Source organism: Oceanibaculum indicum P24 (assembly GCF_000299935.1).
GTDB classification, from domain to species: Bacteria; Pseudomonadota; Alphaproteobacteria; order Oceanibaculales; family Oceanibaculaceae; genus Oceanibaculum; species Oceanibaculum indicum.
This window is the reverse complement of sequence record NZ_AMRL01000021.1, coordinates 53630-65908: the sequence shown is the minus strand read 5'-3', so window position 1 is coordinate 65908 and position 12279 is coordinate 53630. Positions and strand designations below refer to the sequence as shown.

Genomic DNA, 12279 nt, shown 5'->3' with positions numbered 1-12279 from the left:
GGCGCGGGCGGCGCAGCGGGCCACGGCGCGGCGCCGTATCCTCGTCCCCCTCGCCCTGCGCGCCGTTGGCCGGCGCCCCGCCGCCAAGGCCCATCATGCGCTGCAGGCCGTCGGCATCGTCCTCGTCGCGGTTTTCGTCACGGGACGGACGCGGACGGCGTTCACCCTGATGCGATGCCTGCCGACGCTCGCCCTGGCGATCACCCTGGCGGTCAGCCTGGCGGTCGCCCTGACGATCAGACGAACGACCGTCGGAATCGTCATCGCCCTGGCTCTCGTCCTGGGAATGCCGGTTCAGCATGACGACCTGGCCGTCGCTGTCCTCGTCGGAATTGTCGCCGGACTGCCGGTCATCGCGGAAGCGGTCGCGCGGCTCGTAATTGCGCTCGCCGCCCTGATTGCGATTGCCGTTATGGCGCTGCTGGTTTTCCTCATACTCCGCCTGCGCGGCCTCTTCGGCCTGGATGATGCGCAGATAATGCTCGGCATGCTGCAGCAGGTTCTCGGCCCGGATGCGGTCGCCCGCCGACGAGGCATCGCGCGCCAGCGCCATGTACTTCTCGTGCACCTGATAGGCGGTGCCCCGGATACGGACCTCGGGACCGTTACTGTCGTACGTATGGTTCCGGGGAGAGGAATGCGGCTTGCGCCCGCCGTTGCCGCGCCCACGGGAGCGCTTCTGATGAGGACCTTGTCTCATGGCACCATTCTACACGTTGTAATGGGCATCACACGCCGGGCCGGCAGCACAAAAGGTGCGTCTCAACGGGACGAACCACCGATATTCGGGAGAGCTAGGCTTGGCGTTCTTCAACGCTGGGCCGCCGGGCGTTCAGCCGCGTTCAACCTAGTCGCTAATTCCGCCCTGTCCAACATTTTTTTACGTTTTGGCCCGCAAATTTGTCAGTGTCGATTACCAGCGGGCGGCGTTAACCATTTACCGCAACCAGTTCCAGGCACCGGGCGATCCCGGCAAGGTCGGCATGGGCCGCGTGGCGTTGCAGCCCGCAGGACGCCGCGATATCCGCCACATCCTTCTCCTGGCCCTGCCCCAGTTCCAGAAACACATGCCCCAGCGGCGCCAGCAGGCGCGCCGCATGCGGCATCAGCGCACGATAGGCGTCCAGCCCGTCCGCCCCGCCGGTCAGCGCCAGCAGCGGGTCATGCCGCGCCACTTCGGGCGCCAGCCCCGGCACCACAGCCGCCTCGATATAGGGCGGGTTGGACAGGATGATGTCGAAGGCACCCTCAAGCCCCTGCCCCCAGTCGCCGGTGCGGAAAGCGGCGCGGGATGAAAGGCCGAGATCGGCGGCATTGGCGCAGGCCATCGCCACCGCATCAGCCGCCTTGTCGATGCCGAGGCCGCTGGCGGCGGGATATTCCGACAGCACAGCCAGCAACAGGCAACCGGTGCCGGTGCCGAAATCCAGCACGCGCAGGGGTGCCGTCCGGTCCGGGAAGGCTTCCAGCACCGCCTCCACCAGCGTCTCGCTGTCCGGGCGGGGATCGAGCGTCGCCGGCGACAGGCGGAAGCTAAGGCCCCAGAATTCCCGTCGTCCCAGAATGCGCGAGACCGGCATCCGGTCCGCGCGCGCCGCCACGAACCGCTCGAATCGGACTGCCGCCTCGGGGGGTACTTCCGTCTGTGGTTCCAGGATCAGCCGGTGGGCCTCTACTCCCAGCGCCTCGGCCAGCAACAGGCGGGCATCGCGCCGTGCCTCCTCGACCCCGGCGGCCTCCAGCCGTACGGCAGCATCGCGCAGCAGGTCGGCAGCGATCGTCACGTCAGCTCGGCCAGCCGCTCGGCCTGATCCTCGGCGGTCAGCGCGTCGATCACCTCGTCCAGCGCCTCGCCCAGCATCACCTTCTCGATCTTGTGCAGGGTCAGGCCGATGCGGTGATCGGTCACGCGCCCCTGCGGGAAATTATAGGTGCGGATGCGCTCCGACCGGTCGCCGGATCCGACCTGGCTCTTGCGCGCGGCGGAGCGTTCGGCGTCCAGCTTGCCGCGCTCCAGATCGTAGAGGCGGGACAACAGGATCTTCATCGCCTTCTGCTTGTTGCGCAGCTGCGATTTCTCGTCCTGCTGGCTGACCACCAGCCCGGTCGGCAGATGGGTGATGCGCACCGCGCTGTCGGTCGTGTTCACCGACTGCCCGCCCGGCCCGCTGGCGCGGAACACGTCGATGCGAAGATCCTTGTCCTCGATATGGACGTCCACCTCCTCCGCCTCCGGCAGCACGGCGACGGTGGCGGCGGAGGTGTGGATGCGGCCCTGATTCTCGGTCGCCGGCACACGCTGCACCCGGTGCACGCCGGATTCATATTTCAGCCGGGCAAATACATTGGCCCCGGTGATGGTGGCGATGCCTTCCTTCATCCCGCCGACATCATTCTCCGAGACTTCCATCACCTCGAAGCGCCAGCCATGCAGCGCAGCATAGCGGCGGTACATCTCGAACAGCTCGGCGGCGAACAGCCCGGCCTCGTCGCCGCCGGTGCCGGCGCGCACTTCCAGGATGGCGTTCTTCTCGTCTGCCTCGTCCTTTGGCAGAAGGGCGATCTTCACCGCCTGCTCCAGCTCCGTCAGGCGGTCCTCCAGGAGGGCCAGCTCCTCCTCGGCCATCGTCTTCATTTCCGCATCGGTCGACGGATCGGCCAGCATCTGGACCAGCCCGTCGCGTTCTGCCTCGCCGGCGCGCAGGGCGTTGATGCTCTCGACCACCGCTTCCAGCTCGGCATATTCTTTGGACATGCGCTGAAAGCGCTGCGCATCCATCGGCTCGCCCGATGACAACATCGCCCGCAGCTCGTCATGCCGGGCAACCACGCGGTCCAGTTTGTGGCTAAGGTCCACCGACCTACTCCTCGTCCTTCGTATCGTCAGGCGTATCGCCAGGCATCTCGTCAACCGGCACATCCGGAAACAGCCGCCGCAACAGCGACTCGGCCGCCGCCTGTTCTTCTGCCGCCCCCGGTCCCGTCACCGCCATCCGGCGCAGCTCCGCCATCGGCCGGTGCAGCAGCCGGTTCACCAGCAGCTGCGTTGCCCGGTCGAGCGCCGGCCGGGCCGGGTCGTCCGGCGGCAGCTCCGCCAGCACCGCCTGCCGCGCCGCCTCGAACCCCGCCCGCAGCGCCACCAGCGCCGGTACTGCCTCGCGTTCGGCCTGGCGCTGCCGGAAGCCCGCCAGCTCCGCCTCCAGGATCGCCCAGGCGGCCCCGGCCTCGGCCTCGCGCCCGGCACGGCCTTGCAGCGCCACCTGCTCCAGCTCGTCCAGATCGTAGAGGAAGGCGTCATCCAGCCGGTTCACCGCCGGCTCGATATCGCCCGGCACCGCCAGATCGACCAGGAAGACCGGCCGCCGCCGGCGCCGCCGCAACGCCCCCTCGACCATATCGGCGCTCAGCATATAGCGCCCTTCGCCCTGACACGCCACGACGATATCGGCCTCGGCCAGCCGGTCCGGCAATTCCTCCAGCAGCGCATAATGGCAGCCCAGCCGCCGGGCCAGCGACTCCGCCCGCCGCGCGGTCCGGGCGACCACCATGGCATCGCCCAGCCCGGTGGAGAGCAGCTGCTGCATCAGGAACTCGCCCATATCGCCAGCGCCGATCAGCAGCGCCCGGCAGCGCGACAAATCGCCCTGGACGTCGCGGGCCAGCTGACAGGCGGCAGCAGCCAGCGAGACCGGGCGCTGGCCGATGGCGGTCTCCGTCCGCACCCGCTTTGCCGCCTGATAGGCGGCCTGCAGGATGGGTTCCAGTACCGGGCCGACCCGCCCGGCATCGCGCGCCAGCCGGTGCGCCGCCTTCACCTGACCCAGCACCTGCGGCTCGCCGATCACCTCGCTGTCCAACGAGGATGCGACCGCGAAGGCGTGGCGCAGCGCGGCCTCGCCGGTTTCCAGAAAGCGCTGGGGCAGCAGGGCGCGCGGGTCCAGCCCCGCACTTTCCGCCAGCACGTCGAAGGCCGCCTCACCCAGCTGAGGCGCAGATCCTACACCCCAGATTTCGACGCGGTCACAGGTGCACAGCACCATCGCCTCGGCCAGGCCGGCCGCCTGCAGCCGGTCGAGCAGGGCCGGCACCGCCTCATCCTCGACATAGAGGCGCTCGCGCAGTTCCACGGGCCCGGTGCGGCGGTTGACGCCAGCGACGGTGAAGAGGGTGGCGGTCATCGCGCCGCCCGCGCCCTAACGCAAGCTGGAAAGGCGATCCGCGAGCTGCTCCAGGGGAACTTCCACCTGCTCGCCGCTGTCCAGATCGCGCAGCGTGGCAACCTGGCGGGCAAGCTCGCTCTCGCCGATCAGGATGGCCGCGCGGGCGTTCAGCTTGTTGGCGCGCTTCATCCGCTTGCCGACATTGCCGCCATAGCCGAATTCCACCACATGGCCGGCGCGGCGCAGCCGGTCGGCCAGCGCCAGCGCCGCCGGTTCCTCCGCCGCGCTCACCGGAATGATGGCGACGGGACGCGGTGCTTCCGGCGTTTCCGCCAGCAGCAGCGCCAGCCGCTCGATACCGGCTGCCCAGCCGATGCCCGGCGTCTCCGGCCCGCCCATCATGCCGACCAGCCCGTCATAGCGCCCGCCGGCCATCACCGTGCCCTGCGCGCCCAGCGCCTCGGTCACGAACTCGAAGGCGGTATGGGTGTAATAGTCGAGGCCGCGCACCAGCCGGGGATTGACGTTGTAGGGGATGCCCAGCGCCTCCAGCCCTGCCTTCACCGCACCAAAGAAATCCTGCGAGGCCTGGTTCAGGTAATCGGCGAAGACCGGCGCATCGGCGACCAGCCTGCGGTCGCCCTCATCCTTGGAATCGAGGATGCGCAAGGGATTGCGGTGCAGCCTCTCACGGCTGTCCGCCGACAGTTTATCGAGATGATCCTGGAAATAGGCGACCAGCACCTTGCGGTAGGCATCGCGGCTTTCCGGGTCGCCCAGCGTGTTCAGCTCCAGCGTCGTGCGATTCCACACGCCAAGTCCGTCGAGGATGTGCTGGCCCAGCGCCAGCACCTCGACATCGGCCTGCGGGCCCGGCACGCCCAGCAGCTCCACGCCGATCTGGTGGAACTGGCGCAGCCGGCCCTTCTGCGGGCGCTCGTAGCGGAACATCGGCCCGGCATAGAAATATTTCAGCGGCAGATGCTGCGACAGCCCGTTGGAGATCAGCGCGCGCGCCACGCCGGCGGTACCTTCCGGGCGCAGCGTCACCTGTTCGCCGCCCTTGTCGGTGAAGGTGTACATCTCCTTCGTGACGATGTCGGAGGTGTCGCCTAGCGTGCGCTGGAACACTTCCGTGAATTCGAAGATCGGCGTGGCGATGGGCGCGAAGCCATAGAGCGACGCGGTCTCGCGGGCGATATCGATGACGCGGGCGTGCCGGCGGAAATCCTCCGGCAAAAGATCGTGGGTGCCGCGGGCCGGCTGCAGGGAAGCCACGCTGTTCAGTCTCCTGGACGGGAAAAACTACTCTGCGGCGGTCGGCTGCGCCGGCTGCTGACCGGCGGCGTCGATCTCCGCCGCCTTTTTCTCAATCAGCGCGACCAGATGGTCAACGATATTCGAATCCTTCAGCCGATGGTCGGGCAGGCCATTCACATAGACCTGATGCGTTCCATTGCCGCCGCCGGTGAAGCCGATATCGGTCTCGCGCGCCTCGCCCGGCCCGTTCACCACGCAGCCGATGACGGAGACGGTCATCGGCGTGGTGATGTGGGCCAGCCGTTCCTCCAGTAACTCGACGGTCTTGATGACCTGGAATTGCTGGCGCGCGCAGGACGGGCAGGAGATCACGGTGACGCCGCGCCGGCGCAGGCCCAGCGACTTCAATATGTCGTAGCCGACCTTCACCTCCTCGACCGGATCGGCCGAGAGCGACACGCGGATCGTGTCGCCGATACCGGCCCACAGCAGCGCGCCGAGGCCGATGGAGGATTTGATGGTGCCGGCGCGCAGGCCGCCGGCCTCGGTGATGCCCAGATGCAGCGGGTAGTCGCAGGCGTCGGCCAGCCCCTGATAGGCGGCGACGGCCAGGAACACGTCGGACGCCTTCACGCTGATCTTGAATTCGCGGAAATCGTTGTCTTCCAGGATGCGGGCATGGTCGAGCGCGCTTTCCACCATCGCGTCGGGGCAAGGCTCGCCATATTTCTCCAGCAGATGCTTCTCCAGGCTGCCGGCATTTACGCCGATGCGCATGGAGCAGCCATGATCCTTGGCCGCCTGCACCACCTCGCGCACCCGCGCGGCCGAGCCGATATTGCCGGGATTGATGCGCAGGCAGGCCGCCCCCGCCTCCGCCGCTTCGATGGCGCGCTTATAGTGGAAATGGATGTCGGCGACGATCGGCACCGGGGAGGCGCGCACGATCTCCTTCAGCGCCTTCGTCGAGTCCTCATCCGGGCAGGAGACGCGCACGATGTCGGCGCCCGCCTCGGCGGCAGCCTGCACCTGCGCGATGGTCGCGGCCACATCGGGCGTCAGCGTGTTGGTCATGGTCTGCACACTGATCGGCGAATCGCCGCCGACCGGCACGGAGCCGACATGGATCAGCCGCGACTTGCGGCGGTGGATATCGCGATAGGGGCGAACGCTCATGCGTCGTCTCTTCCGTCCCGGGCGGTTGGGTGAAACCAGTGCCTAGAGTGCGATCGCTTCAAATGCGATCCCTCAGTGATGCATTTGAAGCGTGAATCGCCCTCTATCCTTTTGATTAGAGGCGGATTCACGTTTGAGTCTGAATCAGACATCTGATTCAGACTCAAACGATCCGGCTCTAAGCTGCGCGTTCCGGCGCCCCGGATCAAGAGGCCGAACGATGAAAAGCCCGGAAACTGCCTTTGAGCTATTGCCGCGCGTCGGCCCCGGACAGCAGCGCCTGCGGATCGAGCGCCACATCCCGGCGCACCGCCCCCAGCGGCCCCAGCGTCGGCGCCGGCTTGCCATCGACCAGGATTTCCAGCGCGCCGGCATTGCCGGTCAGCAGGGTCAGGCCGCTGCGGTTCGGCACACGGTAGGTGTCGCCCTTGCGCAGGATGCGGGTGACCAGCGCATTCTCCCCCTCGCGGATCTGCAGCCAGACCTCGTCGGTCGCGTTCAGCACGATGCGCGGCCCGACGGTTGGGCTGGTGTCCGACCCGGTGCCGCCTGAACTGCCGGCAGAACCGGTGGCAGGAAGGCTGGCGACCGTCTGCGGCGCGGCTGGCGCCGGGGTAGGCGTCGGAGCCGGTGTCGGGGTGGGTGCCTGAGCAGCCGGCGCTGTGGATGCGGATGCAGCCGGGCGATCCCCACTTGTCGCCGTGTCATTGGAAGCCGTATCGCGGGCGGCCAGGGCCGGGCCGGACGCCGCCGGCGCACCGGAGATGCTCGACGGCTCGGGCGTCCGCTCTTCCTCGGCAGAAGGCGTGGGAGCAGAAGCGATGGGGCCGGACGTGCTGTTGCCAGAAGGCGCCTGCGGCGCGGAGACGATATCGGTCGCGGCCTGCGGCACGGGTTGCGACGGCGTGGCCTGAGCTGGCGCAGGAGCGGCTTGCCGAGGCGCGACCGGTACTGTCGCCGTCGAAGGCGCCGGCGCTGTGACAGGAGCTGGCGGCACAGCGGAAACCGGGACAGCCGGGGCTGGCTCGGTGACAGCAGGAGCCGTAACGGCAGGCGCCGGCAGCGCGGAAGCTGCAGGCGCCGGCAGCGGCGGTTCCTCATCGCGCGTGATGGCGGCGACCGCCTGGCGCGCAGAGGGCTCCTCCACCACAGCGGGAGCGCCAGCCGTATCCGCCGCGCGGCCACCTTCCAGCAGGGCGACCAGCCGGTCCGGCACGGCCGGCACCAGTTCCGCTACACCCTTCTCGGTGACCGAAATGTAATACCAGCCGCCATAAGCAAGCAGCGCGACGAGCACCGAGACGAACAGGATGGCGCCGCCGGGAATACGGCCCTCGGGCGGCGGCGAGGGGAAGACCAGCTCCGTACGGCTCTTCAGCGCCGCCGTCTCGGCCTTGAATTCGTTGACCAGGCGGGGAGCGTCCAGCCCCACCAGCTCGGCATAGGCTCGCACGAAGCCGATCGCGTAGGTGCGGCCCGGCAGCGCGTCATAGCGTTCCGCCTCAATGGCTTCGAGATAGTTGCGGCGCACCCGCAGATAGCCGGCCACATCGTCCAGCGAATAGCCCGCACCCTCCCTGGCCTGCGCCAGCCGATAGCCGACGCCGCGCGGCGTGTCCGCCGGCTTGGCCGCACCGGACACTTCCTCGATCTCCAGGAAATTCAGACGGTTCTTGCTTTTCAGCATGTCGCCCTCAACGCTTACGCTTTCCCCACCCTGTCGCCTGACGTGTCACCGCCAGCGGCACCGGCTCCTATGCACGGCGCGGACGGCCAGCCGCCACAACAAAATACCGCTGCCCCCCACAGGCAAGCGAAGCTTCTGGCCGTTCAGTCTTCGGCGCAAGGTACGCCGTAACGAGAATCAAACAAAATCAATATTCTGGAGCATACACCAGAGATTAATTATTAGCAAACGCTACGCGCCTTTAGAAAATCCTACAAAACAACTCCATAATCTTTTGCGAATGAACGGAGTTTACGGCGTAGGGAATGATCGGGCTGATGCAGCAGCGTCAGGATGTAATCCTGGGCCTGCGCCAGGTCCAAGCTGCGCACCATGCTCTTCACCGGACCAATGCCCGCCGGGTTCATCGACAGGCGGCGGAACCCCAGCGCCAGCAGCGCCATCGCGTCCAGCGGTCGGCCGGCCATCTCGCCGCACACGGTGATCGGCTTGCCGGCAGCGTCCGCCTTTTCGACGATCCCGCGCAGGAAGCACAGCATGGCCGGCGACAGGCAGTCATAGCGGTCGGCCAGCAGCGGACTGCCGCGGTCGCTGGCGAAGAAGAACTGCAGCAGGTCGTTGCTGCCGACCGACAGAAAATCCACTCGCTGCAAAATCTGGTCGAGCTGCCAGAACAGCGACGGCACCTCGATCATCACGCCGACCGACAGGGGCTGCGGCAGCGGTCGTCCCGCCGCTTCCTCCCGCGCGATTTCCATATCCAGGACAGCGCGCGCCACATCGATCTCCGCGACCTCGGCCACCATCGGGAACATCACCGAAAGCGGGCGCCCCGCCGCCGCGCGGATCATCGCGCGCAGCTGCTGGCGCAGCATCGCCGGCCGGTCGATGGAGATGCGCATGGCGCGCCAGCCCATCGCCGGGTTCTCGTCATCGTCATAGCTGAAATAGGGCAGCCGCTTGTCGCCGCCGACATCCAGCGTGCGGAACACCACCGGCCTGCCGCCGGCCCGTTCCAGCGCGCGGGAATAAATCTCCACCTGGCTCTTCAGGTCAGGATAGGCCGAGCGGATCATGAACGGGATTTCGGTGCGGTAGAGGCCGATGCCCGCCGCCCCGGCCTCCTCGACATGGGTGAGGTCGGCCAGCATGCCGGCATTCAGCAGCATCGCGATATCGACGCCATCCTTCGTGCGGGCCGGCAGGTCGCGCAGCGCGGCATAGCTCTGCATCTGCTGCTGGCGCGCACCCATCGCCGCCGCGAAATGCTCCAGAACATCCTCGCCGGGCCGCACCATGACCAGGCCGTTATCGCCATCGACGACGATCTGGTCGCCTGCCTCAACCCGGGTGACGATGCCCGAGACGCGGCCAACCACCGGAATGTCCAGCGCGCGGGCGACGATCGCGACGTGCGAGGTGATCGAGCCTTCCTCCAGCACCAGCGCCCGCAGGCTTGTGCGGTCATAGTCCAGCAGCTCCGCCGGCCCCATCGAGCGGGCGATCAGCACCACATCGGTGGGCGGCAGATCGACCAGCAGATCGACATCGCCCGACAGATGCTGGAGCAGCCGCATGGCGAGATCGTCGAGGTCCAGCAGCCGTTCGCGCAGATAGGGGTCGGTGATCTGCGACATGCGCGCGCGGGTGTCGTTCTGCACCTTCTGCACCGCCGCCTCGGCAGTGAGGCCGGTGCGGATCGCCTCGGCGATGCGGCCGATCCAGCCGCGATCCTCGGCGAACATGCGGTAGGATTCGAGAATGTCGCGGTGTTCGCCCGCCGCCACGTCGCTGTCCACCGCATCGATCATCCGGTCGATGGCCGACTGCATGCCGGCCAGCGCGGTGCGGAAGCGCACCAGCTCCTCCTCAGCATCCTCGGCCACCACGCGGCGGATGACGACCTGGCGTTGATGCAGGACCGCCTGGCCGATGGCCAGCCCGCCATTGATCTTCACCCCCTCCAGGCGCGAGGGCAGCATGGCATTGCCTTCGGTCGAGAGCATCTCCGCCGGCTTGATCAGCTCGCCGGTGGCAACCAGCTCCGCCAGCACCATGGCGATGGTTTCCAGATGCTCGGTCTCTTCCTCGGTATATTGCCGGCGCGTGCGGTTCTGCACGGCGAGCACGCCCAGCACCTTGCCAGAGCGCAGGATCGGCACGCCCATCAGCGAGGCGAACACCTCTTCGCCGGTTTCCGGCCGGTAGGCGAACTGCGGATGGGCCTGCGCGTCAGCCAGCGCCAGCGGGCGGGCATGCGCCGCGATATCGCCGACAAGGCCCTCGCCGATGCGCAGCCGCGTGCGGTGCACCGCCTCGGGGTTCAGGCCCTCGGTCGCAAACAGCTCCAGCAGCTCGCCGGCGCGCCGGATATAGACCGAGCACACCTCGGCCACCATGTCGGCGGCGATGACCGTCACGACCTGTTCCAGGCGTTCCTGCGCGCTGCCAGGCCCGGCCATGACATCGCGCAGCCGCTTCAACATCTGACGCGGCTGGGGACGTACGCTTGCAGGTGACATCAGCGAAGGATCCCGAGCCGGCCCGGCTTGAGGAGGTGTCGCGGGCCGCACCACATCATGGCGCCGCCGGCACGACGACGGGTCTGCCGATTGGCAGTCCCGGTCATCGCGAGGGCGGCGGCATGGATCATGGTCAGGCGGCGTCCAGCCCGTAGGCGGTGTGCAGCGCGCGCAGCGCCAGCTCCGTATATTCCTCGTTGATCAGCACGCTGATCTTGATCTCCGAGGTAGAGATGACCTGGATGTTGATGCCGCGGTCGGCCAGCGTCTTGAACATGGTCTGGGCAACGCCGGCATGGCTGCGCATGCCCACACCGATGACCGAGATCTTCACGACATTCGGGTCCGGCGTGATCGCCTTGTAGGCCAGCTCCGCCTTGCGCGACTCCAGCACCTGCACGGTACGGTCGAGGTCCGCCTTGGTGACGGTGAAGGTAAGGTCGGTGGACTTGCCATCCTCGGAGACGTTCTGGACGATCATATCGACATTGATCGCCGCATCGGCCAGCGGCCCGAAGATGCCCGCCGCGATGCCCGGCCGGTCGGCGACCTTCACCAGGGTGATCTTCGCCTCGTCCTTGGAATAGGCGATGCCGCTGACGACTTGCTGTTCCACGATCTCTCCCTCATCGACTACCAGGGTACCGGGCGCGTCCACGAAGCTGGACAGCACCTGCACCCGCACCCCGTGATTCATTGCCAGCTCGACCGATCGGGTCTGCAGCACCTTCGCCCCGAGGGAGGCCATTTCCAGCATCTCCTCATAGGTGATCTTATCCAGCTTGCGCGCCTTCGTCACGATGCGCGGGTCGGTGGTATAGACCCCGTCCACATCGGTGAAGATGTCGCAGCGGTCGGCATTCAGCGCGGCGGCCAGCGCCACGGCGGAAGTGTCGGACCCGCCGCGCCCCAGTGTGGTGATGCGGTTGTCCGGCCCCAGCCCCTGGAAACCGGCGACGACCGGAAACTGGCCGTCCTTCATGCGCTTGATGAGATCGTCGGTATCGATCCCCAGAATACGCGCCTTACCATGCACGCCATCGGTGCGCAGCGGAATCTGCCAGCCGAGCCAGGAGCGCGCATTCACGCCGATCGCCTGCAGCGCCAGCGCGGTAAGGCCCGCGGTCACCTGCTCGCCCGAGGCGACGACAGCGTCATATTCGCGCGCGTCATGCATCGGCGCCGCCTCACGGGCATAGGCCACCAGCTTGTTGGTCTCGCCCGACATGGCGGAAACCACCACCGCCACCTCGTTGCCGGCATCGACCTCGCGCTTCACGCGCTCCGCCACCGCCTTGATGCGGGTCATGTCGGCGACGGACGTGCCGCCGAATTTCATCACGATACGCGCCATAACAGCCCCTTCGGCCAAGTCCCCGCGCCGATGCAACCCCCGAAAGCGGTTGCCGGGCGCAAGCCGGGCCAATACATACTCTGTGGGTTGTGCCGGAGCAAGGCTGCCGGGACAGTCAGG

The 12279-nt window shown here is 67.4% G+C and carries 10 protein-coding genes; 1 reads left to right on the top strand and 9 read right to left on the bottom strand.

Annotated features, from left to right (window positions below):
• The 8 genes from P24_RS20135 to ptsP form a co-directional block, all read right to left on the bottom strand.
• Window positions 1-700 (bottom strand): DUF4167 domain-containing protein (locus P24_RS20135; protein WP_156816322.1); only part of this gene is annotated, 700 nt, incomplete at its 3' end.
• A 229-nt stretch (window positions 701-929) separates the two neighbouring features.
• Window positions 930-1784, bottom strand: coding sequence for a peptide chain release factor N(5)-glutamine methyltransferase (prmC, locus tag P24_RS14475; RefSeq protein WP_008945484.1), 855 nt, complete (start codon window positions 1782-1784; stop codon window positions 930-932).
• A complete protein-coding gene (gene prfA / locus P24_RS14470; protein ID WP_008945483.1) occupies window positions 1781-2857 on the bottom strand; it encodes a peptide chain release factor 1 in 1077 nt (358 codons plus the stop codon). Before prfA ends, prmC begins: the two co-directional genes overlap by 4 nt.
• 4 nt (window positions 2858-2861) lie before the next feature.
• On the bottom strand, window positions 2862-4178 hold the full coding sequence (gene hemA, locus P24_RS14465; protein WP_008945482.1) for a glutamyl-tRNA reductase: 1317 nt from the start codon (window positions 4176-4178) through the stop codon (window positions 2862-2864).
• Between the two features lie 15 nt (window positions 4179-4193).
• Complete coding sequence (hisS, locus tag P24_RS14460; protein ID WP_008945481.1) at window positions 4194-5438, bottom strand: histidine--tRNA ligase; 1245 nt, start codon at window positions 5436-5438, stop codon at window positions 4194-4196.
• 27 nt (window positions 5439-5465) lie between these two features.
• Window positions 5466-6596, bottom strand: coding sequence for a flavodoxin-dependent (E)-4-hydroxy-3-methylbut-2-enyl-diphosphate synthase (ispG, locus tag P24_RS14455; protein WP_008945480.1), 1131 nt, complete (start codon window positions 6594-6596; stop codon window positions 5466-5468).
• Between the two features lie 247 nt (window positions 6597-6843).
• Entirely contained in the window at window positions 6844-8283 is a 1440-nt protein-coding gene (locus tag P24_RS14450; protein WP_008945479.1) for a RodZ domain-containing protein, read from the bottom strand.
• Between the two features lie 251 nt (window positions 8284-8534).
• On the bottom strand, window positions 8535-10805 hold the full coding sequence (ptsP, locus tag P24_RS14445) for a phosphoenolpyruvate--protein phosphotransferase (RefSeq protein ID WP_040707861.1): 2271 nt from the start codon (window positions 10803-10805) through the stop codon (window positions 8535-8537).
• Here ptsP and P24_RS20130 point away from each other — a divergent pair.
• Window positions 10799-10960 (top strand): hypothetical protein, encoded by a 162-nt coding sequence (locus P24_RS20130; protein ID WP_156816321.1) that lies wholly within the window; start codon window positions 10799-10801, stop codon window positions 10958-10960. The genes ptsP and P24_RS20130 overlap by 7 nt on opposite strands.
• On the opposite strand, the gene P24_RS14440 is transcribed toward P24_RS20130, so the two are convergent.
• Window positions 10939-12159 (bottom strand): aspartate kinase, encoded by a 1221-nt coding sequence (locus P24_RS14440; protein WP_008945477.1) that lies wholly within the window; start codon window positions 12157-12159, stop codon window positions 10939-10941. The two genes, P24_RS20130 and P24_RS14440, sit on opposite strands and share 22 nt — an antisense overlap.
• Between the last annotated feature and the right edge of the window lie 120 nt (window positions 12160-12279).

Coding starts and splice junctions, on each gene's coding strand:
- P24_RS14450 (WP_008945479.1), bottom strand. CDS start 8,283: ATGCTGAAAAGCAAGAACCGTCTGAATTTCCTGGAGATCGAGGAAGTG.
- hemA (WP_008945482.1), bottom strand. CDS start 4,178: ATGACCGCCACCCTCTTCACCGTCGCTGGCGTCAACCGCCGCACCGGG.
- ispG (WP_008945480.1), bottom strand. CDS start 6,596: ATGAGCGTTCGCCCCTATCGCGATATCCACCGCCGCAAGTCGCGGCTG.
- ptsP (WP_040707861.1), bottom strand. CDS start 10,805: ATGTCACCTGCAAGCGTACGTCCCCAGCCGCGTCAGATGTTGAAGCGG.
- P24_RS14440 (WP_008945477.1), bottom strand. CDS start 12,159: ATGGCGCGTATCGTGATGAAATTCGGCGGCACGTCCGTCGCCGACATG.